This window comes from Alkalibacterium sp. s-m-28 (assembly GCF_054658175.1).
Map to the genome: position 1 here is coordinate 1 of NZ_BAAGIQ010000035.1, position 21304 is coordinate 21304.

Annotated in this window: 26 protein-coding genes and 1 pseudogene; 19 read left to right on the top strand and 8 right to left on the bottom strand. The window is 41.6% G+C overall.

Translation table 11 applies throughout. The features are described from left to right. The first annotated feature begins 359 nt into the window (after nt 1–359). Nucleotides 360–1196: a ZIP family metal transporter gene (locus ACYQ4S_RS06410; protein ID WP_459770093.1), complete on the top strand. Its 837-nt coding sequence runs from the start codon at nt 360–362 to the stop codon at nt 1194–1196. A 165-nt stretch (nt 1197–1361) separates the two neighbouring features. After that, a complete protein-coding gene (locus ACYQ4S_RS06415) occupies nt 1362–1940 on the top strand; it encodes a uracil-DNA glycosylase family protein (protein ID WP_459770095.1) in 579 nt (192 codons plus the stop codon). Here ACYQ4S_RS06415 and ACYQ4S_RS06420 read toward each other — a convergent pair. The 5 genes from ACYQ4S_RS06420 to ACYQ4S_RS06440 all read right to left on the bottom strand — a co-directional run bounded on the left by ACYQ4S_RS06420 (nt 1935) and on the right by ACYQ4S_RS06440 (nt 4738). Next, entirely contained in the window at nt 1935–2777 is an 843-nt protein-coding gene (locus ACYQ4S_RS06420) for an SDR family NAD(P)-dependent oxidoreductase (RefSeq protein WP_459770096.1), read from the bottom strand. The genes ACYQ4S_RS06415 and ACYQ4S_RS06420 overlap by 6 nt on opposite strands. A gap of 52 nt (nt 2778–2829) precedes the next feature. Next, nucleotides 2830–3270, bottom strand: a complete 441-nt coding sequence (locus tag ACYQ4S_RS06425; RefSeq protein ID WP_459770098.1) for a hypothetical protein — start codon at nt 3268–3270, stop codon at nt 2830–2832. 505 nt (nt 3271–3775) lie between these two features. Continuing rightward, a complete protein-coding gene (locus ACYQ4S_RS06430) occupies nt 3776–3973 on the bottom strand; it encodes a helix-turn-helix transcriptional regulator (protein WP_459770099.1) in 198 nt (65 codons plus the stop codon). Nucleotides 3974–4076: 103 nt separating this feature from the next. Further along, entirely contained in the window at nt 4077–4484 is a 408-nt protein-coding gene (locus ACYQ4S_RS06435; RefSeq protein ID WP_459770101.1) for a type II toxin-antitoxin system death-on-curing family toxin, read from the bottom strand. Then, nucleotides 4484–4738 (bottom strand): AbrB/MazE/SpoVT family DNA-binding domain-containing protein, encoded by a 255-nt coding sequence (locus ACYQ4S_RS06440; protein ID WP_346023954.1) that lies wholly within the window; start codon nt 4736–4738, stop codon nt 4484–4486. The genes ACYQ4S_RS06435 and ACYQ4S_RS06440 overlap by 1 nt, the downstream gene beginning before the upstream one ends. Nucleotides 4739–4986: 248 nt before the next feature. Here ACYQ4S_RS06440 and ACYQ4S_RS06445 point away from each other — a divergent pair, with 248 nt between their 5' ends. The 7 genes and pseudogenes from ACYQ4S_RS06445 to ACYQ4S_RS06475 all read left to right on the top strand — a co-directional run. Then, nucleotides 4987–5718 (top strand): LytR/AlgR family response regulator transcription factor, encoded by a 732-nt coding sequence (locus ACYQ4S_RS06445; protein WP_459770103.1) that lies wholly within the window; start codon nt 4987–4989, stop codon nt 5716–5718. Continuing rightward, nucleotides 5708–6433 (top strand): sensor histidine kinase, encoded by a 726-nt coding sequence (locus ACYQ4S_RS06450; protein ID WP_459770105.1) that lies wholly within the window; start codon nt 5708–5710, stop codon nt 6431–6433. Before ACYQ4S_RS06445 ends, ACYQ4S_RS06450 begins: the two co-directional genes overlap by 11 nt. A 75-nt stretch (nt 6434–6508) precedes the next feature. Then, a complete protein-coding gene (locus ACYQ4S_RS06455) occupies nt 6509–8332 on the top strand; it encodes an ABC transporter ATP-binding protein (protein ID WP_459770106.1) in 1824 nt (607 codons plus the stop codon). Further along, nucleotides 8332–10158, top strand: a complete 1827-nt coding sequence (locus ACYQ4S_RS06460; protein ID WP_459770108.1) for an ABC transporter ATP-binding protein — start codon at nt 8332–8334, stop codon at nt 10156–10158. The genes ACYQ4S_RS06455 and ACYQ4S_RS06460 overlap by 1 nt, the downstream gene beginning before the upstream one ends. A gap of 171 nt (nt 10159–10329) precedes the next feature. Further along, complete coding sequence (locus tag ACYQ4S_RS06465) at nt 10330–10683, top strand: carbonic anhydrase (protein WP_459770110.1); 354 nt, start codon at nt 10330–10332, stop codon at nt 10681–10683. Then, nucleotides 10608–10976: a carbonic anhydrase gene (locus ACYQ4S_RS06470; RefSeq protein WP_459770112.1), complete on the top strand. Its 369-nt coding sequence runs from the start codon at nt 10608–10610 to the stop codon at nt 10974–10976. Before ACYQ4S_RS06465 ends, ACYQ4S_RS06470 begins: the two co-directional genes overlap by 76 nt. Nucleotides 10977–11115: 139 nt before the next feature. After that, nucleotides 11116–11289: pseudogene (locus tag ACYQ4S_RS06475) on the top strand (PspC domain-containing protein); the annotation flags it as partial. 67 nt (nt 11290–11356) lie between these two features. Here the strand turns inward: ACYQ4S_RS06475 and ACYQ4S_RS06480 are convergent. Next, complete coding sequence (locus ACYQ4S_RS06480; protein ID WP_459770114.1) at nt 11357–11758, bottom strand: hypothetical protein; 402 nt, start codon at nt 11756–11758, stop codon at nt 11357–11359. A 79-nt stretch (nt 11759–11837) separates the two neighbouring features. Beyond that, nucleotides 11838–12578, bottom strand: a complete 741-nt coding sequence (truA, locus tag ACYQ4S_RS06485) for a tRNA pseudouridine(38-40) synthase TruA (protein WP_459770116.1) — start codon at nt 12576–12578, stop codon at nt 11838–11840. Between the two features lie 124 nt (nt 12579–12702). Here truA and ACYQ4S_RS06490 point away from each other — a divergent pair, with 124 nt between their 5' ends. The 7 genes from ACYQ4S_RS06490 to ACYQ4S_RS06520 all read left to right on the top strand — a co-directional run bounded on the left by ACYQ4S_RS06490 (nt 12703) and on the right by ACYQ4S_RS06520 (nt 16407). Further along, the gene (locus ACYQ4S_RS06490) at nt 12703–13158 is read left to right on the top strand and encodes a GNAT family N-acetyltransferase (RefSeq protein WP_346023945.1); all 456 of its coding nucleotides are present in this window, start codon (nt 12703–12705) and stop codon (nt 13156–13158) included. A gap of 21 nt (nt 13159–13179) precedes the next feature. Continuing rightward, nucleotides 13180–13935 (top strand): class I SAM-dependent methyltransferase, encoded by a 756-nt coding sequence (locus ACYQ4S_RS06495; RefSeq protein ID WP_346023944.1) that lies wholly within the window; start codon nt 13180–13182, stop codon nt 13933–13935. Nucleotides 13936–13972: 37 nt separating this feature from the next. Further along, nucleotides 13973–14419 carry a GNAT family N-acetyltransferase gene (locus tag ACYQ4S_RS06500; RefSeq protein ID WP_346023943.1) on the top strand — a complete coding sequence of 149 codons (447 nt, stop codon included), beginning with the start codon at nt 13973–13975 and terminating at the stop codon, nt 14417–14419. A 295-nt stretch (nt 14420–14714) separates the two neighbouring features. Further along, a complete protein-coding gene (locus ACYQ4S_RS06505) occupies nt 14715–15059 on the top strand; it encodes a GyrI-like domain-containing protein (RefSeq protein WP_459770118.1) in 345 nt (114 codons plus the stop codon). A gap of 33 nt (nt 15060–15092) precedes the next feature. After that, on the top strand, nt 15093–15305 hold the full coding sequence (locus tag ACYQ4S_RS06510; protein ID WP_459770120.1) for a hypothetical protein: 213 nt from the start codon (nt 15093–15095) through the stop codon (nt 15303–15305). A gap of 494 nt (nt 15306–15799) precedes the next feature. Continuing rightward, nucleotides 15800–15988, top strand: coding sequence for a hypothetical protein (locus tag ACYQ4S_RS06515; RefSeq protein WP_459770121.1), 189 nt, complete (start codon nt 15800–15802; stop codon nt 15986–15988). A gap of 143 nt (nt 15989–16131) precedes the next feature. After that, on the top strand, nt 16132–16407 hold the full coding sequence (locus ACYQ4S_RS06520) for an IS3 family transposase (protein ID WP_428830580.1): 276 nt from the start codon (nt 16132–16134) through the stop codon (nt 16405–16407). On the opposite strand, the gene ACYQ4S_RS06525 is transcribed toward ACYQ4S_RS06520, so the two are convergent. Continuing rightward, nucleotides 16382–16939 (bottom strand): hypothetical protein, encoded by a 558-nt coding sequence (locus tag ACYQ4S_RS06525; protein ID WP_459770123.1) that lies wholly within the window; start codon nt 16937–16939, stop codon nt 16382–16384. The two genes, ACYQ4S_RS06520 and ACYQ4S_RS06525, sit on opposite strands and share 26 nt — an antisense overlap. Nucleotides 16940–17131: 192 nt before the next feature. Here ACYQ4S_RS06525 and ACYQ4S_RS06530 point away from each other — a divergent pair, with 192 nt between their 5' ends. The 3 genes from ACYQ4S_RS06530 to ACYQ4S_RS06540 all read left to right on the top strand — a co-directional run bounded on the left by ACYQ4S_RS06530 (nt 17132) and on the right by ACYQ4S_RS06540 (nt 20945). Further along, nucleotides 17132–18589 carry a catalase gene (locus ACYQ4S_RS06530; RefSeq protein ID WP_459770125.1) on the top strand — a complete coding sequence of 486 codons (1458 nt, stop codon included), beginning with the start codon at nt 17132–17134 and terminating at the stop codon, nt 18587–18589. A gap of 196 nt (nt 18590–18785) precedes the next feature. Further along, nucleotides 18786–19676, top strand: a complete 891-nt coding sequence (locus tag ACYQ4S_RS06535; protein ID WP_346023934.1) for a glycine betaine ABC transporter substrate-binding protein — start codon at nt 18786–18788, stop codon at nt 19674–19676. 528 nt (nt 19677–20204) lie between these two features. Further along, on the top strand, nt 20205–20945 hold the full coding sequence (locus ACYQ4S_RS06540) for a glycerophosphodiester phosphodiesterase family protein (protein ID WP_459770127.1): 741 nt from the start codon (nt 20205–20207) through the stop codon (nt 20943–20945). Nucleotides 20946–21304: the final 359 nt, after the last annotated feature.

Here is a 21304-nt window from a genome sequence, read left to right on the forward strand (position 1 = left end):
ACTAATAAGAAAAGGTCTTGAGAAATAACTTCAAGCTATCGCTTGACCGACATTCATCTCCCACTTTCACTGGTGCTTCGTACCCATACGTTTAGAAGTGGGAGACTTCTTTCGGAATTACGTTAAATCCTCCTGCTTGGTTTAAAGTGTAAGCGATTCATTGTGTATCCAGTTTAACTAATTAAGCGGTCAGGTGTCCATCATAATCTGGTAGGAAAGGGGATCAGGTACAAACATTCATTATCTGACACCTTTTGCCTGCGAATCAGAGAAGTCCTGAAACAGGCGGAAGGATACTAATTTTCAGAAATTAAGCGTATAATAGGACCATTACAACTGATAAAAAGGAAGAGATAGAGATGTGGAACTGGTTTGTGGAATTAAGCCCAGCAGTACAGACGCTGCTGGCGACATTATTTACATGGGGAATGACTGCGGCAGGCGCAGCGCTGGTCTTTACAGCAAAACGAGTGAATCAGCGGGTGATGGACGCAATGCTGGCGTTTGCCGGAGGGGTGATGATCGCAGCGAGTTTCTGGTCACTTCTGGAGCCCGCCATCGAAATGGCAGAGAGCGGTCCGCTGCCTTCCTGGATCCCTGCAGCCGTCGGATTCATGACGGGTGGATTTTTCTTATGGGGAGTGGACAAGCTATTGCCTCACTTGCACCCGGCATTGAGTCAGACAGGTTCAGATTCCGTTAAGCGAGGAGCTGAAGGAAGAAATCCGGACAGTTACAGACGGAGTACCTTGTTAGTCCTGGCGATTACCCTACATAACATCCCGGAAGGCTTCGCGATTGGTGTCGCTTTCGGAACGATGTCGCTGAATGGCGATATGTCACAGCTCATCGGAGCCGTCACTTTGGCCATAGGTATGGGACTGCAGAATTTTCCTGAAGGAACATCTGTATCGATGCCGTTAAGACGAGAAGGAATGTCACGCGGCCGCGCCTTCTGGTATGGACAGCTTTCAGGATTTGTAGAACCTGTCTCTGCATTGCTGGGGCTATGGCTCGTATCACTGATCCAACCGTTGCTTCCCTATGCACTGGCATTTGCAGCAGGCGCAATGGTCTTTGTTGTAGCTGAGGAAGTTATCCCGGGCTCTCAGGAAAATGGAAACAAAGACTTAGCAGCTATCTGGCTGATGATCGGTTTTACAGTCATGATGGCTTTAGATGTCGCGCTTGGGTAGTGAGTTGAGCACTTTGGGATACTGATGAAGAGTCTAATGTAGCACGTTTTGTAATGAGAAGCTTTTACTTCAGTGTTCTCAAAAGTATAAGGGCTGAAATAATTATCTGAGAATCTAAACCAGCCATTTAATTTGTCAATAAAAATTAAGGAGCCTCTAAGTCATATGAGTGAATTCGAACAGATCAGACATCAGATTATAGCCGACCCGATGAATGAAGGGTATACAAGTCGTGACATCGAGCCGCTTTATAAAGCTACAGAAGATGCGAGAATCGCTATCATCGGTCAGGCACCTGGAAGGAAGGCTGAGGAGTCGCGGCTGTTCTGGAACGATTTGAGCGGGGACCGGCTGCGTGAGTGGATGGGTATTTCACGGGAAGTGTTCTATGAGACGTCTAAAATCGCTCATCTTCCAATGGATTTCTATTATCCGGGTAAGGCTAAATCGGGAGATATGCCGCCGCGTAAAGGATTTGCAGAAAAATGGCACCCCCTTATTCTTAAGGAGATGCCGAATATTGAAACGATTATCTTAGTAGGAGGTTATGCGCAGAAGTATTACCTCGGGCCACGGCGGGAGAAAAATCTGACCGAAACCGTCCGAAATCATAAGCAGTATCTGCCTGAGTATCTCCCACTGGTTCACCCCAGTCCACTGAACTACGGCTGGATGAAGCGCAACCCGTGGTTTGAGCAGGAGGTCCTCCCGACACTTAGAGAACTGGTCCAGTCGATTTTATAAAGCCTGGATGTCCAGTTCTTCAAGTGTCGCATCAATGAAAGCTCGGCGCATCTCGACATCGTTCCCGTGTTTCTTAACGACAGTAATCTTGCCTTCCTCTGAATAGAAACCGGCATAGGTGTCCGGACTATTCACTGCTGCAAGAACGGACTGGGCACCTTCTTCGATGGTTACAAAGAATGGATCGAGAAGCTTGAAGATGCCGTCAGCGACTTTTTTGCTGACATTTGATTTCCCGAGATTCGTTGAGACCATACCTGGATGAACGGCCGTTGTCTTTAGACCTTGACGTGAGTACTTTTCATGCAGTTCCTGAGCCATGTACAAGTTGCCGAGCTTGGAACGTCCATAACCGGTAATGGGACTGAATCGTTTGGGTTTGAAAAATGGCTGTTTCATTGGCGCAAATTTGTAGGCGCCAGATGATACCACAATGACTTGTTTCCTCTCGCTGTTCATAACCAGAGGAAGCAGGAGATGGGTCAGAAGGAACGGACCTAAATAATTGGTCGCCATCATCAGTTCATATCCATCAACGCTTTCCTGCCTGCTAGTCGAGACTATCCCAGCATTGTTGATGAGGCAGTCGATATAGTCATAGCGGTCTTTAATAGTTTTAGCTGCTTCATTGACAGAGGACAGCTCACTTAAGTCACACCAAACAATATCCACTGACAGATTAGCGTTCAGCTCCAGCAGGTCGCCTTTAAGACGGGCGCCTTTTTCAAGATTCCGGCATAAGAGCAGTATCCGGTCAAACGTGTCTGCCAGCTCGAGCACAGTTCCCCGACCGAGCCCCGATGTCGGTCCAGTGATTGCTAAAATTGATTCAGTCATTAAAGTGTCCTCCCCAGCTCCAGTTTAAACTCCTATTATTTGCTTCCTCAGTTTACTCTTCTTCGCCCGTTTTCGCATCTTTTATCTTTTCTACACTGATTCTGACTAAGTAAGTGACGGGTATAGCCAGGAAATTAATTCCGACAAGTAAGCTTGTCGCGTGTATAGTCAATTTTCCATCTTCAATTAAGGGTTGATTGGACAATATGGAACTACTCATGAATAATAATCCTGAAATTATACTGATGATTGAAATAATTATAGGATTTTCCCATTTTGCGAAGTGAGCTCCTGTATACACATTTAATACTGTCATGCATGTTACTGAAAATACAATAATGATGGTTGACTCAAGTCTGTGTGTTTCTGCCCATTGTATATCGGTTAAGCCGGTTAGAACGAGATTACCCATATAAAGTGATACCAGAATCCAGAGAGCATAAAACCCGTTTCTATAACGTTTGAAATTTTGATACTCATCATACTCTTTCATATAAATTTTCCTTTCTTAGACAGTTATCTGCACAATTTTTTAATTCCTTGCAATAAACATTTAATCCTCTTCATCAGCTTCCTTTCGCTTTTCCACCAAGTTTCTCACTACATATGAAAGTGATATTGATATCCAAATCAGACCACTCACAGGTCCTATGGCGTTTAGAGTCACGAGTCCATCTGAGACAATGTCTGCATAAGGTGAAAATCCTTGAGAAATAAGGAGTATACCTATGATGAAGAACAGAATAGAATAGAATAAAGTTTCCCGTTCTGATGTTTGAGAAAGTAGGCACCGTGGTAAATATACATGACCAAAGAATAGAGTATGGGGATAAAAATAAGCAGGATATACTCAGTTTCTCTAGTTTCTCCCCATTGAAAGTCTGTAAATAAGCCGAGACCGAAGTTTATAAATTGCAGAGAAATCAAAATCATAAAAGCTTGTGATCCATATTTATATCTCAGTAATTTCTGATATTCATCAAAATTTCCCATTAATCTTATCCCTCCCAGAATAATTCATCAAGTGTGGTATTTAGTACTTTACAGATGCGTATACATAGTTTAATCGACGGGTTATAATCTCCCCGCTCAATCGCACTGATAGTCTGACGCGTCACATCGACTGCATCGGCCAGGTCTTTCTGAGACATGTCCAGAGCGACTCTCGCAGCCTTCATTTTCAAGTTTTTTGCCATAGTTATCCTCCAAAGTGTCTTCTATTCCTTACTTAGTGCATACTATATCATACATAAAGACAGATAAAAAGGACTATCCGAGAAGATAGTCCTTAGGTTGTATTCAATCTTTAGTGACGTAGCCACGCTCATTTAAATAGTCTACAGTAAATTGTTTCAGTTCGTCGAATGGATCATCAGAGGTAGTAATCTTCAGGATGAAGTCGACCCCCTCATTAGTTGGAAAAGCTGTCCGATACCCATTTATTTTCAGAAACAGGTCCATTCCAACCCATGCTGTTCGCTTGTTTCCATTATAGAATGGGTGTCGTTTAGTTAAATTGATGACCAGTATGGCGGCTTTTTCTAATACGCCGAGATAGAGCTCTTTATCAAATACTACCTGTTTAGGTTGAGTCACAGACAATTGAAGAGCACTTGCATCTTTGACTCCTATAGGTTCTTTTGGAGAAAAAGTCTTGATGACGTATACATTGATTTTTATGATGTCTTCAGCTGTTAAGTAGTTCATCATTTCTCTACCAGTTCTTCAAGTAATTCATGATATTGCGCCACACTTTCTTCTATCAGAGAATCGATATCATGTTTTTCGACTTTTTTTCTCATTGTGACGGTACCTTTAGTGTCTACAATATATTCAATTTTATCGCCTGTTTCCAGTTCCAATGCATCTTTGACTTCTTTTGGGACTGTAGTAATGTCGCTGTTCCCGGATTTTCTCAGTTTATAGCTTCCCGCATTGGTCACTCCATCATTATAAAACATCGTATCCCTCCTATCCATTTATATATTAAACATACTAAAATATATATATTAAGTCAATATATATATATTGTTGAAATATATATACTATTGCGAATGTGTCTTAAACATTATTACATGATATATTAAGAACAGTTAGTTCAAAAATTCAACTTATAATATATGATGATTTACGGTTAGAAAAGTTATAGACGGACTTATTATGATAAGATAATATCAGGACACAACATCCGTTGACAGGAGGGGAAACAATGGCAGATCATATAAAGATAGCTATAGTTGACGACGAAGATATTCAAGTTGATACAATGACCTCTCTAATTAAAGAGGCTGCAGCGAGGTTGAGCTTATCTGTTAGTCTTATTGATTTTTCCAGTGGTGAAGCTTTTCTGTTCGCTTTGGAAGACCACCCCGATCTGGATATGGTCTTTCTCGATATTGAAATGAATCAGACGGATGGATTGGAAGTAGCAAAAAAGATCAGGCAAACGGATAAGGACCTGACTATAGTCTTTGCTACAGCTTTTGCTGAGTATGCTGTTCAAGGGTATGATGTGCAGGCGCTGGATTATCTCCTAAAGCCGATCGAGTTAGACAAGGTCAAACGTGTGCTCAAAAGGCATTTGGATAGACAGCCGACCATAATAGAAAAAGTCACCCTCGAGTCTCAAGGAGAAGTAGTCAAATTAGCCTTAGATGATATTCTCTACGTGGAAGTTAATCGGAGGGAATGTGAGATACATACTTTGAATGGACCAGTAACAGTCAGTCGGACATTGAAAGAATTGTCAGAAGAACTTAGCGACAACTTTATACAGACTCACAGGAGTTACCTAGTCAATGTCAGCCACATGAACCGTCTGCTAAAAACAGATATTGAACTGTCAAATGGAGTAGTAGTGCCAGTTTCCAGAAGGTTGGTCAAACAGGTTCAAGAACGGTTCGTCACGCATAACAAAGGGGCAGTGTTTTATGATGACTAATGGGATATGGCTGATGATTGTGGGGAGTATACTGATTATCTGTGCTGCAGTGATTTATAGAATGAAAACAGCACTTGATTTTTACCGTGTTCAAGAACAGGAACTGGATCAGTATGCCGTGGAAGTGGAGACCATCTACAGCCAGATGAGAGGAATCCGTCATGATTACCGTAATCATCTTCAAGTAATGAATACATTGATGAGAGACAGGCGCTTTGACGATTTGGACGCCTATATCAAGCAGTTGAACAATGAATTGAATCAGGTGGACACGATTATTCAGACAGGCAATACGATGATCGATGCCATCGTAAATACAAAACTGACAGCTGCGAAGAATCAAGGAGTGGAGCTGGATGCAACAGCCATCGCGCCTAAAGAACTAGTTATCGAACATGTCGATTTAGCGGTCATTTTAGGGAATCTGCTTAATAACGCTATTGAAGCAACAACCAAATCAGGGCCAGTAAGCGGAGATACGTTTATCCGTTTATACATTGCACCTATGAAACACACCTTGTACATAAGTGTCACGAACACCATGACCGAAAACCCTAAGCCTGCTTTTCTTTCTTTAAAAGGTGTAAACAGACGAGGCTATGGACTATCGCGAATCGATCAGTCTGTTAATAAATACCAAGGAATTGTGAATCGTAAGTGGGAAGAAGGGGTATTTGCAACAGAAGTCACCCTCCCTTTAAACGACCATTCGTAACACAATTAGAACCACTCATACACTTCTGGTCAAGAAGTGTATTTTTTTAGGTAAGATAGCTGTGAGGTGATAGAGATGAAGGAAAAGATAAGACATTCAAAACTTTTAATCAAAGAGCTGTATGAGTTTAAGCCTACCATTTTGTTAGCCATTATGTTTGCAACGGTATTTAATGTAGCCTTGCCATTGCTACAATTGCTTTTATCAGCATTTGTTATCCAATGGCTTCTGGAAGGTATTTCTATTGGAGACTACTTGTTAAGATTGCTTTTGTTAATCGTTCTTATAGGAATCGCTCAAATGGGCAACTATTATTTTATGCTTTACCAAGAAGAGAATATGAACCATTTGAGAGATTTTATGAGAAATAAAATTGAAACGAAGTATTTGAAGCTGGATTATCCGCTCATTATAGGAAAAGAAGCGCAAGAAAGATACAACAATGCCAGTGAATTAACCGATAACAATACGACCCTATTTGGCCGATTAGTAACGGAAATCATTGAATTATGCAGCTCATTTCTAGGAGTTGTATTGTATATCAATATTTTAAGTCAACTTGAATCTCTGTTTCTTGTTTTAGTGGGTGTGTTTCTGCTCATCGTTATCTTCTTTAACGTATGGCAAGTGAAGATGGACCGGAAATTATTTCAAGCAAAAGCAGCCAATTCTCAAAAATTACGTTACTTGAGAAAAGTATATGGGGAATCCCGTATCACTAAAGATGTACGTATTTTCCAGATGAAAGACTGGTTCAAGCAGGTTGAAGATAAAACGATTGCGGAATACCACCGGATTATCAAACCGAAAGTAAGGGTGACATGGACAGAAAGCACCCTGGTAAATATAGGGATTATGGGTCTGTCCGCCTTATCTTATATTAGAAGTGTTCAATTGATTGCGGCGGGAGCTATTCCGGTTTCTAGCTTTGTCATCTTTGCCGGGTCTGTCACGATCCTAGCTCAAACCATCATGACCTTAGTCAACTCTATAGGCAAAATGAATACGAGTCTAAACGAGACGAAAAAATATGATGACTTTATGTCTCAGGGTCAAGTATTTAACCATGAAGAGGGCAAAGCTTTGCCAAAAGAACCTCTGTCGATTGAATTAAAAAATGTCTCCTATACTTATCCGAATAATGATATACCAACGATAAATAATGTGTCTTTAACCATTAAGCCTTACGAAAATTTAGCTATAGTAGGAGAAAACGGGGCTGGGAAATCGACGCTGACTAATTTAATTGCCGGTTTGCTTAAACCAGATAGTGGAGAAATTTATATTAACGGAGTAGCTCAGAGTGAGTTTAACATTTCAGACTATTATGCTTTATTTGCGCCTGTTTTTCAGGAGAAATTCTTATTGACCTATTCTATTAAAGAGACGGTCATTCAAGGCTTGCCCTTTGATGAATTAAAGTATAATCGTGTCTTGAAACAAAGTGGCTTGACTGACATCATTTCAAAGTTCAAGTCAAGAGACGAGACAAAAATTGTGCGTGCCGTTTACCCAGATGGAGTGAATTTGTCGGGAGGGCAGTTACAAAAATTGAAACTGGCTCAAGCCTTATATAAAGACGCACCCGTTCTCTTACTGGATGAACCGACTGCGGCTTTGGATCCCATCGCCGAACATCAGATTTATCAGGATTACTTCCAGTTTTCTAAAGATAAATTATCTATTTTTATATCTCACCGCCTTTCTTCCACTCGTTTTTGTGATAGCATCATTTACATCAAAAACGGAGACATAACAGAAGTCGGAACGCACGAAGAATTAATGGCTAAGCAAAAAGATTACTTTAAGCTTTACGAAGCACAAGCCTATTACTATAAACATGATAAGGAAGAAAAAGAGGAAGAAGACGAGCCAGTCGTAACAGGAGGGGTGATTTAATGGAAAAGCTGACCGTGTATAAACGTGCCTTTAAAGATTTGTTTAGAGTTGGCAAAACTTACTATGTGCTATTCTTTGTCCAATCATTGGCGAGATACAGTTTGCCTTTTATTGGCTACATCTATATGACCCAGATTGTGGATGCTTTAACAAGAGATGACATGACACGCATCCCTTCTTTAATCGTGCAGTATCTGGTCATCTTGTTGGTGCTGCAACTGATTTCTGGATGGATAGACCCACTAGTCACTCATGAGGATTCTCTGTTTTTAAGAAAACTCTTTGCTGAACCGAATAAAAAGATGTTGACTATGCACTACCATTATGCGGAAAGTTCCGAAGTAAGAGAAGAATTAGATATTATCAACCGAAATATGATGAGCAGCCAATCTTCACTTCCGATGATTAATCTCCGTATAAAAGAAATGATGCCTGGATTGGTCAGTATTATATGGGGGATTATTTTACTCACTCCGTTATTTAGAGTAGACACAGCCTTATTGCCAGATGGATTCTGGTGGATGCGTCCGAGTCTTATTATCAGTGTCTTTCTTCTACTGATTGGAATCAGTGTGTGGATTCAAATCGCGTCATCCAAAAAATCGAGCGAACGACTTACAGCGCTTCTGGCGGAATTGAAAGAATCCAATGCCCGCTTTTTCTATGAAGATGGGATTCTTCAGGATTTTAAGTCCGGAAAAGAAATGCGCCTCTACGATTTAACTAAAAAAATGATCGAGAATAAAAAAGCTGAGTCTAAACAGACAGGAAAGTTACTGTCAGAAAACTATAAACGCTTTAGAGCCATGATGATTCCAACTACTGGTTTATTCCAAGTTATGACTTATTTGACCTATGCCTATATCGGGGTGCTCGTGTTAATTGGCGCTCTACCTGTTGCTTTAATTATTCAACTCTCCAGCGCACTCAGTCAAATGGTATCTGCTCTGCCTGATGTTATTCAGCATGGTATGATGCTCATTTCTTCACCGGATGAATTAGAGCAGTATTATGCATTCATGGACTTGCCAGATGAAGAGGTCATCGGCAGTTTACCTATAGAAAAAAGGTTAGATAATGATTATAATTTTGTAGTAAAGAATATGAGTTTTTCTTATCCCGGCTCAGATGAAACAGTCTTAAAGAACATCACTGAAAGGTTTGAAGTTGGTAAAAAGTACGCCATAGTTGGAGAAAACGGATCAGGGAAAACAACCTTCATTAAGCTGCTCACTCGTTTATATGAACCGAGTGAAGGGACAATAAAAATGAATAGAATCGATGCCCATAAGTATGATTTAAGAGAGTACTTCAATCTGTTTGGGGTCGTCTTCCAGGATTACCATCTAGTCGGGTTTTCATTGGGACAAAACGTCTCTGTTAAACCCTATTTTGATAGAGAGAAAGTGTTGTCTACATTAGATAAAGTCGGTCTCGGGAACTTTGTCAGAAAACTACCTGATCATTTAGACACTCACCTAGGTACGGAATTTGATGATTCTGGGGTGAACGTATCAGGAGGACAGGAACAGAAACTAGCGATTGCCCGCTCTTTATACAAAGACTCCCCTGTCATGATTCTGGATGAACCGACTGCTGCTCTAGATCCTCTGACCGAGTTCGAAATCTATCAAAATTTCGATAACTTAGTAAAGGATAAGACAGCTTTCTATATTTCCCACAGACTTTCAAGCTCCAAGTTCTGTGATGAAATCCTAGTATTCGACAAAGGTAAAATTGTTCAAAGAGGGACTCATAAAGAACTGGTTGATCAAGAAGGCAAATACAGTGAGCTTTGGAATGCTCAGGCTCAGTATTATCAGTGATAATTATTATCATTGTAAGCCTGGTAGAAGGAACATTGAAAAGAACAGTAACGCATTCTACTGTAATTTAAACGTATCTGCTAGACATTGAAAATGATGATACGTTTACTCTTCTGAAACCTGTAAATTATGGTATAGTAGATGCTAGTGATTTTATTCGGAGGAAAAGATATGCTTGAACGATTGAAAACTGGATTAACGACTTTTAAAGAAGTGACATATAAAAAATATGAGCGACTGTATCATGATCTAGAACAGACACAGGATCCGCATACTTTGTTTATTGCCTGCTCGGATTCCCGCGTCAGTCCGGACATGCTTCTGGACAGTGATCCTGGAGAAGTGTTCACAATCAGAAATATTGCCAATACTATTCCGGCTTATGAAGTCAGTCAAAATGACATTACGACCGTTTCTTCTATAGAGTACGCGATTGAGGTGCTCGGTGTGTGGAAGAGGTCATTGTCTGCAGGCATTCAAACTGTGGGGGGTGTGCGGCTGCTTTACAAGGGCCTAAGAAATTAGAACAGCTGCCATTTACTCAACACTACCTCAAACCGCTTGAATGTGTGAAGGAAAAAATCGAAGCTAAGCAGACAGACATGGATGAACGATCCAAGGCCAGGCTGATGGAAAAAATGAATGTGATCGAACAAGTCGAGCATTTGAAAAGTTATCCTCAGATCCAGGAACGCCTGAAAAGAGGCGAACTTGAAATTGAAGGCTGGTACTACGACATCAAGTTTGGGAGTGTTTCTGTATATGATGAATCAACAGATTCCTTCTGTGTGTCTGATGAGTATCAGAATGTGCACTAAATAGTTGATGAAGGTTCTGAATTATTGCGACAAGATAGAAGCATCAGAATAATGAGGAGCATTGCGGGATTCAACACTATGCTATGATTAGGCATAAATGAGCGAAAGAAGGATCTCTATGTAATACAAAAAGCTTAAACGGTCAGTCAAAAATCGAGCAGTAGCCGGTGTGTGTGGAGGTATCGCTGAATATTTTGACTTGTCCCCAACATTAGTGAGGGTGCTATTTATACTGATTCCGGGACCGCAGATGTTTATCATTTACGTAATATTGGCAAACGTTCTACCGGAAGAGCACAAATATCTATTCTAAAAATTATCTGGAGAAAGCTATTGATCAAGAACCAAAAGGACCCGTAACTGGGTCTTTTTGCGTTACTTTAGTTTATAGGTAATTCTGTGGTGACCGCAAACAAGGTGTCCCGAGTGTGATAACATCCAATTACACCTAGACTCAGCTCATCAACGTAGTAACCGAATGATTGGATGACTTGTTCTTCACTGTCTAAAAACAGGGCAGTGTACTCTGGGTTCATGAGATCCATATTAGCAGTCGACCCTGTATCAGCGTATTCCAGCTCTTCTACTAGAGAATCTATAAATGAAGAGTCAGTTATAGTGGTAATGAACTCATCGGAATCATAGTCCCTTACCTCTATAAAGGCCACATTTTCGGAGTCATCACCAAATAAGTCATTTGACCCGCAGCCAGCTAATAGAAGTGCGGATAAGAGTGAGAAAAAAACGAAGCGTTTAGTTAGAAACGTTTTATATAATTTCATATAAGCCTACCTTTCGAGTGAGCTATACTCAGACTGACAGTACAATATTACTCTATTGGGCATCCTTAGAACTCAATCATCAGTCGTAATTCACTTCATCCAGAAACAGTCCTTGAGCCGGTACAGTCAGTCCTGCTTTGCTTCGGACGCCTGTTTCAAACACCTCATCGATGCTGTCGATAGATAAAGTTCCGGATCCGATTTCCAGAAGTGTCCCCGTCAGAACGCGCACCATTTTATGCAGGAAGCTTTTTCCTTTGAATGTAAAGTGAATCAGGCTGCCTTCCTGCTCGATGGTAATGCTGTCCAGTGTACGCACTGTCGATTTTTTTGATTTCTTTAGCGCAGAAAAGCCGATAAAGTCATGCTTGCCGACCAGCTTGTCGCACGCTTCACGCATCTTGTCCAGATCCAGCTCTTCAGCATAATGGAAGCTGTAGCCCCGTTCAAATGCTGAAGGGATAGTCTGATTCCAGATATAGTAACTGTACTGTTTGGATGTTGCGTTGTAGCGCGAATGGAAACGGTCGTGCACATCTTCTAGCTTTTTGACAATAATATCCTGCGGCAGATTGTTGATCAGGATCTCCTGCATTGCATTCAGGTCCATATCCGAATCCGTCTTGAAGTTAGCCACTTGTCCTCTGGCATGCGTCCCGGCATCTGTTCGGCCTGACCCAATGATCTCCGTTTCTGTTCCGGTCAGTTGTGTAAGAATGTGTTCGATCTTGCCTTGAATCGTCTTGTCTGAATGACCTAGTCTCTGCCATCCCTGATAGCGGCCGCCATCATATTCGATCGTCATTTTTATATTTCGCATAGTATCCCTCTTAATTCTTTAGTTTGATGATTCTGATATATAAATAGGCATAGTGTGCCTTCTTCTCTATGATATACTAAACGGGAAACCATTACACGGGAATACTTGAATAGGGGGCATGACAATGGAGAACACGGGAAATAATGACTTAAGCGTACATATTGGCAGTGAAAAATGGCATCAGGCAGCGGCATATTTTGTCCGAATGAAGGTGTTCGTTCTGGAAAGAGACATCGCCATTCAAAATGAATTTGACAGTGAAGACCACGATGAGACGGTGTATGTCGTACTGTATGATAACGACAAACCAGTTGCCACAGGTCGGTTTATTCAAATGGAGGAAGGCACTGTTCGGCCCGGTCGAATTGCTGTTTTAAACGATTACCGTGGAAAAGGTCTTGGTGAACGGGTGGTCAAAGAGCTGGAAGCTTATGCTCGGACTAAAGGCTGCATGGCTTCCGAGATTCATGGCGAATTGAGCGCGGCACCTTTTTACGAAAAGCTTGGCTACACGAGAGAAGGGGACAGTTATCTTGAAGATGGTGTCCCTTGTATTACATTGGAGAAAGTGTTGATTTAAAAAGCGGATAGGAGGAGTCAAATGACCAACGAAGTGACAAGGGAATCCAAACGCAGGTGGGATCTGTTTGCGGAAGACTATGCAAAGCGCACCAGTAAATTCGGGGATCTGCATAAAGAAGTACTGTTGACGCCGACTATCCTGTCCTTGCTTGAAGACGTAGACGGTCAGAAGATTCTGGATGCTGGCTGTGGTGAAGGGTACTTCAGCCGACTGCTTGCGGAAAAAGGTGCTCATGTGACAGCCGTAGATTTTTCTGCTCGCATGCTCGATATCGCCCGTGAACGTACATCAAACGATGCAGCTATCGACTACAGACAAGCTGATCTGGAGAATCTGAATGAACTTGAATCCAGTCTGTTTGATCAAGTCATGTCGAATATGGCCATTCAGGACGTAGCTCACTTGGATGGCGTATTAGGCGAAATACATCGTGTGCTGAAACCGGGAGGGACGTTTGTCTTTTCGATTCTTCACCCCTGTTTCGTCACACCTGAAAGTGGCTGGTATAGAGATGAACATGGCAATAACCTTCACTGGAAAACAGATCACTACTTTGAAGAAGGGCAGTTTGAGCAGCGGTTCGGGATAAAAGAGAGAGTTTTCGGCTTCCACCGGACATTGACGACGTATATGGATGCATTATTCAGTACCGGCTTTACACTTGAGACCTTAATTGAACCTGCTCCCTCTGAAGAATATTTGGAGAAGTATCCGGATTTCAAAGAAGACTTGAGAGCACCAGATTTTATGATACTGAAAGTCAGGAAGGCCTGATAATTCCTGAAAATTCAGTATCGCAAAGGAGATTAAGATGGTCGAACTGGTACCTATTGACGAGAATAATTTTGAAGCAGTGATTAAGCTGGACCTTCATGAACACCAGCGAAAATTCGTCGCGCCTAATGTGCGCTCACTTGCGGAATGTTACCTTTACCGAAAAAACGAGGATGTCTTTCCTTTTGCTGTCCAAGACGGGGAGACCGTTGTCGGCTTTTTACTGCTTGACTTGGACTTTGAAGAGAAGGAAATGATGATCTGGCGTATGATGATCGACAAGCAGTACCAAGGAAAAGGTTACGGACGTCAGACGGTGCAGGCGGTCATTGAACGCTTCGAAAATGACCCAGACCATACCGTACTGATTGCCGACTATGTCAAGGGAAACGAAGCCATGGGGAGCCTTCTCAGGGACTTAGGATTTAAAGACGATTCGTTCAATGACGAGTTTAATGAATACGTGCTGCACTTTCATAAGTGAACAGAATCAAAATTATAAAAAGTAAACCGTACTGAACCTGACACATTCGAGCAATCCCTGTCAGGAAACGTGTGCCTTCTGCACGTATACTTTGAAGTGAGGTGAGCGATATGGATTACTTTCAGATGATTCAGCAGGCCATACAGGATATTGAATACAGAATTGTCGGACGGTAGGCTGTTACGTTGCTAGCCAGAGTGGAGCAGTTTCCATCGGAAGCTATCATTGACCCGTGAGGAACTTTTATACTATTTGGGATTTCTGGAATAAAAGTATGAAGTCATGTGTAATGTAGGTGTTAGAGAAGCATGTTGCAACGTCCGATATTTATGGGGCATGTACACCGATATCGCAAGAGAAGGGGACGTTTGAATTCGGGATAGGCGTGCGTCATGATGGAAGCGAGGTGCCAGTCGGTTATCAGTTGTGGAAACTGTCCTCATCTAAATGGGCGGTATTCAAGTGTATCGGAACCGAGCCGAGCAGTGTGAGTGAGACGTGGGACAGGATCAACCAAGAATTCGAAGAACAGTCAGGCTATAAGATGCTCGAAGAGACCGATTATGAATTCTATCCTGAAGAAAAAGAGGCAAATGTCTTCTGTGAGCTTTGGGTGCCCGTGGGAAAACAGCCAAATTAAGTTAAAACGATTAATAAAAAAGGAGGAATCGTAATGACTCTCACAAAACATATCAAGTATTGGATTTCTTTCATTGTCATTTGGTTGCTGGTGGTTTTGATACTTTTATATGTATCTGATAATGCAAATGGTTTTTTTGCAATAGTTCTTTGTGGAATATTCTCATGGATTTTCATGTCTTACATCGACGATATAAGGGATGGTAGAAAGTCAAAAAAGACGATTAGAAAGGATGGAACAGCATGAACAAATAGTTTATTAAAAGAATAACTATACTTTTAATGGTATTCACGTCCCTACCTGTGAATGTGTTTGGAGAGGGAACGCTTGCTTCTGACCTGGTTACATACGATGATATAAAAGAAAGTAATATTGAATTTGACGAGTTAAGTACAGAAGATCTAGATATTATTAATGAGGTAATTTAAAATGCTATATCAGAGGAAAACAAAGAAGATCCGAACTTCAACGAAGCTGAATTTGTTGAAGACGTTGAAGCTTTTTTAGAAGGTAACGCAGAGCACTTTCTAGTTGAGGAGGAAGAAAGTGAGAAAGAAGGGATTTTCGCAGCACTTGAAAGTTTTTTCTTTATTAAGGTTAATGCGGCAGTAAAAAAAGGAAAAATTAGTATATCGAATAAAGTTGTTGCTGTTGGTGTAAATGCAGTTGTATCGTTAGCTATTGGTGGAGCAACTACTTATGCTTTAAAAACTATCGTCTTAAAAAAAGGAGCTACATATGTGACTAATTTATTAGTTAAAAAAATAGTGGCTAAGCTCTTAGCTATCGGTATCAAGGAAGTAACTGGTGTTGGTACATTGATAAGAACAATTGTTCAAAATGTGCTTGATCCGGGTAGTACAGTAGCAAGTTATTATGACAGAAGAGACTACTATCCAAGGAATGGTTTCGTAGATATTACTAGCTAAAACAAAATATATATAATTTTAAGAATCGTTTCATAGTGCAAATTGTGCAAACCCCCAAAAGTTAGACCTCAAAATCTAACTTTTGGGGGTGTTTTTATGGCTAACTATAGCTATAAGTTAGATTGAAGATTGTTGAGGGTTATATGAATGGAAACGGGAGAATATATATAAGTTTTGAAAAATTAAAGAAAGCAATTACTGACTATATTATCTACTATTATAACTACAATAGGAAAGGGAAACTAAATGAAGTAAGTCCTGTCGAGTGCAGATTGACAAACAATAATATTAAACTGAGCTCACAAAAAAAGAGCAGAATAATCTGCTCTGAAAAAAGTCTGACTTTTTTGGGTCACTGTATGACGGGCCACTGGTCTTTCGGTTTATCTTATATTACGCAGTCTGTCTGCGTGTTTTAACTACTTCTGAAACCTGCATGCCGTATTGAGCGACAGTCCATGCGAAGAATAGAGTGAACGGGATAAAGAATAAGAGTGATGCTCTTATAGGAGCAAGTGAAGCTACGTGGTAATAAACCAGTGTCACTCCAGTTGTCATAAAGCCATTCACGTACAGGCTGATGTTTTCAAGTGCTTTGACTTTGCTTACGACGAAAGCCAGTCCTGCTAAAATCAGCGCTGCGACAGCCGCATAACCAAATGGGTTAGTGACTGCTGCAATACCCATAGTTGAGAATAAAGCTGCTTCAATGAGAATGTGAGCCGCGATGAATCCGGCACTCATGATCCCAGAAACGGCAGCGACGTGCTTGTTGTCCAGTGGTTTGGATAAAACTATACCACCCATAGCGATATAAGCAAGAGTTCCAACGATCATTGAACGACCATGTTCACTGTAAACGGGTAAAACGTCTGTCAGTAAAGCAACTAACATGAGAGTGACGACTGCTGAAAGGACAAGTAAAACTGTTTTTGTGTTCAGTTTTTTCATATAGACCAATCTCCTTATGTATGTTTTAGATAGTTTTCTTACATTAATTAAATTAACACATGTTTGCCTTGGTTTCAACTTAAAAAAGCATATCATTGAAATAAAAAGGCATATTTGCAATAGGGTCTTGGTTTTTCAGTTTATATCTATTATAATATAGTAGTTCATAAAATGTAAGGAGAGATACATAAGATGATTGAGAATAATAGTAAATTAACAACATCCACTGGTGCTCCAGTTGGAGACAATCAGAACTCAATGACTGCCGGTACCCACGGCCCAACTTTAATCCAAGACGTTCACTTACTTGAGAAACTGGCTCACTTCAACCGCGAACGTGTGCCTGAACGTGTTGTGCATGCAAAAGGTGCAGGGGCTCACGGCCATTTTACAGTAACAAACCCGGACATTGCCAAGTACACCAAAGCAGATCTTTTCTCTGAAGAAGGAAAAGAAACACCTATGTTTATCCGCTTCTCTACCGTTGCCGGCGAACTGGGTTCAGCTGATACGGTTCGTGACCCACGCGGATTTGCAGTGAAATTCTATACAGATGAAGGAAACTATGACATTGTTGGTAACAACACACCTATTTTCTTCATCCGTGACGCAATCAAATTCCCTGACTTTATTCATACACAGAAGCGTGTGCCTCAGACAAACTTGAAGGATCCTAATATGATTTGGGACTTCTGGTCACTATCACCGGAATCCCTGCATCAGATCACGATCCTGCATTCTGACCGCGGGATTCCTGCGACGCTGCGCCACATGCATGGGTACGGCAGTCACACATTCAAATGGGTTAATAAAGACGGCGAGTCTTTCTGGGTGAAATATCACTTCAGAACAGATCAGGGCGTTAAGAATATGGATCCGGAAACGGCAGCTAAGATTGCCGGAGAGCACCCTGACTATCATACGGAGGATTTATTCAACGCGATTGAAGAGGGCGACTTCCCGTCATGGACTCTGAAAGTTCAGATCATGCCTGAAGAAGAAGCGGCTCAATATGCGTACGATCCATTTGATATTACTAAAGTCTGGTCTCACGAAGACTATCCACTGATTGAAGTCGGTAAAATGGTCCTTGACCGTAACCCTGAAAATTACTTTGCTGAAGTAGAACAGTCTACATTCTCACCAGGTAACTTTGTCCCTGGGGTTGAAGCGTCACCAGACAAAATGCTTCAAGGTCGTCTGTTTGCCTATGCCGATGCTCACCGCTACCGTGTCGGAACAAACCACAACCAGCTGCCGATCAACTCGCCTAAAGCGGAAGTCAGAAATCATCAGCGCGATGGACAAATGGCTTACCATAACGGCGGAAAAGCAGTCAACTATGAGCCGAACAGCTACGATGGCATCAAAGAATCAAGAGAAGACAACTTCAAGCCGTTTAAAGTGTCGGGTGAAGCGGACAGCGTACCTTATGACCAGGCAGATCACTTCTCTCAGCCACGTAAGCTGATCATGGAAGTGTTTTCTGAAGAAGAACGCGGTCGTCTGTATAAAAACTTTGCGGATCACTTAAGAGGGGTTCGAGACGAGCAGATCATCGAGCGTCAATTAAAACTGTTCCACCAGGTTACACCTGAACTGGCTGAAGGTGTTGCGAACCACTTGGATATGAGTGTGCCGACAGTATAAAAAACATGCAACTATAGAACCGGAGGACTCGTTAAGAGCTTCCGGTTTTTTCTCGCGTCCATACCATTTGAACGATACAACTATCTATGTTACGGTAATAACCGTGCGTGTTTGAAGGGTAGTCCTTACATATAGGAATGAGGATGTTATCTCCCTAAGATAATCTTCAGACGGGCATAAACATAGGAGGGAAATGATGAAGAACAAAAGCTATTGCAAAGCATTAGCCGTTTTACCTGTTGCATTCGTATTACTAGGCTGTGATGGAGGAGATGCTGAGGAACAGACCGATACCATGTGGGAAGATCTGGATTACACGATTACTGGTATAGAAGCTGGATCCGGCACGACTGAATTAGCCGAAGATATGCTGGAAGACTACGATAATTTAGAAGGCTGGGACATACATACGAGTTCCACCGCCGGAATGATCACCTCACTTGACCAGGCGATCCAGAATGAGGAGCCGATCATTGTGACCGGATGGAGACCACACTGGATTTTTGAAGAATACGATCTGAAATTTCTTGATGATCCACAAGACTCTCTTGGAGAAGAAGAATTTATCCATACCATTGCCCGTGAAGGTTTAGAGGCAGACAAGCCTGAAGCCTACGCAGTACTTGAACGTTTCGAGTGGGACATATCGGATATGCAGGAAGTCATGCTCACTGCTCAGGATATCCCTTTTGAACAAGCTGCTTCTGATTGGGTAGAAGAGAATAGAGAAGATGTAGACCAGTGGACAGAGGGAATAGATTCCGTTGAAGATGAAGCGTTCCATCTCGTTTCGACCCCCTGGGATACTGAACGGTCGTCTTCTCATGTCATGGAGCTCGTCCTGGAAGAGCTGGGATACGAAGTAACGATTACAAGCGTTGACCCGGTCATGATGTTTCAGGCGATTGCTTATGGAGAAGGCGATGCGAGCTTAGCGCCGTGGCTGCCCGTAACATTTGGAGCCTTCTACGATGAAGTAGAAGACCAGATCGATGATTTGGGGCCGAATATGTCCGGAGCTTTGAACGGCCTTGTCGTTCCTGAATACATGGATATCGAATCAGTAGAAGACTTACCTGCAAGATAATTAAATAATGTGCTTCCGCATACTTATGTGCTGTACCTAGCATTGAGTATGCGGTTTTTTGTTTGTGATTTAAAATGGTCGAATTGTAAATATGCTACTTCAGCTTGTGTTGAACTTTTACATAGATCATCAAAAAACAGCGTGATTCTTACAGGGGATTTACAATGGGTTGCTACGATAGTTATGTGCAGAATAAGCACACAATAAGTTCATATTGAAATCAATCAGATAAATAGAATCATGGTAATAAAGATTGCTAAATGATGATTCGACAGACTGTTAAAAGCCTCGCAGATAAAAAGTGGAACATTTTTTATCCATGCATGCCTGTAATTCATTCTGATGGAGCGTATATGTGAGTAAACTACGGGGCTAAAGTCCTGCTTATGATTGTAGGATAAGAAGTAGTTTTATCGAGTCGGTACAAAAACTTTAGAAGGAGGTTAGCTGAAATATCGATTAGAAGGAATAAGTTATGGTTGTCTATCAAAGGATCGCTAACAAAACAAGAGAGGAGCACCTTGTATCATGAGAACTCTTAATCTGGCCCACCGTGGGTTCAGCGGAAAGTTTCCTGAGAATACGATGATTGCCTTTGAAGAAGCTTTTCTGTCTGGTGCGGATGGGGTGGAACTCGATGTCCAGAAGACTAGAGACGGAGAAGTTGTCATTTTCCACGATGAAGCACTTGACCGAATGACAAACGGGACAGGTTATATAGCCGAGATGACACTGGAAGAGGTGCGAAGCTGGTCGGTTGATGGCGTGCTTCAGGAGGGGCTGCCTGATCAGAGAATTCCGACTTTGTCTGAATACCTTGAATGGGCACATGATAAGATTTTTCTGACTAATATCGAACTGAAAACGAAAACAGGTGAAGATATTGGCCTCGAAAAAAAGGTCCTTGATTTAATCTCATTATACGGGTTAGAAAATCGTACGATAATTTCTTCATTCCATCGAAACAATATGGCGCGGGTCAAGCAATTATCTGAAGGGGTTCAGACTGGTCTTCTTGTTCCCGGCTGTAACGAACATATTATTCAGTTGACCAAAGAGCTGGGTATGGATTATATTCATCCTCACGCCTTGTGCATTGATGAAGAGATGCTCGAAACTGCTCAGCGATATGAGCTGGGGGTCAACACATGGACCATCAATGAGAGAGCAGACTTAATAAAAGCCTCACACCCACATATTCACGCTATCATCACAGACTATCCGAATCGCCTGAAAGCCATTCAGGAAAAACAATTGGAAGTCGTCTAACCCATATTCTCCCTAATTTAAGCAGAAAAGAGCGTATTTACAGGCTCTTTTCTGCTTTTTCCCCTCTAATATCTTGTTTACAGTTTGAATTATAAGACAATCGGAACCTGTTCAGTGTATAATTGATTATCACGTTATTTCCGTTAGACTTTGTGTGGGAACAATCGCATGCATAGGATTGTCTTGGAAGCGTGGTGTTGCTACTGACCCGATGATGTCCGAGAACAACTCTGGAACTGTCAAATTTTTTATGAAAACTAAAAATTAAAGGTGGTGAAGGCCCACTGACTATACCAATCGGAGCCGCATTTGCCCTTGACAAACACTTGAATGGTTTCAGTTAAGGTCACAAGGGTGAC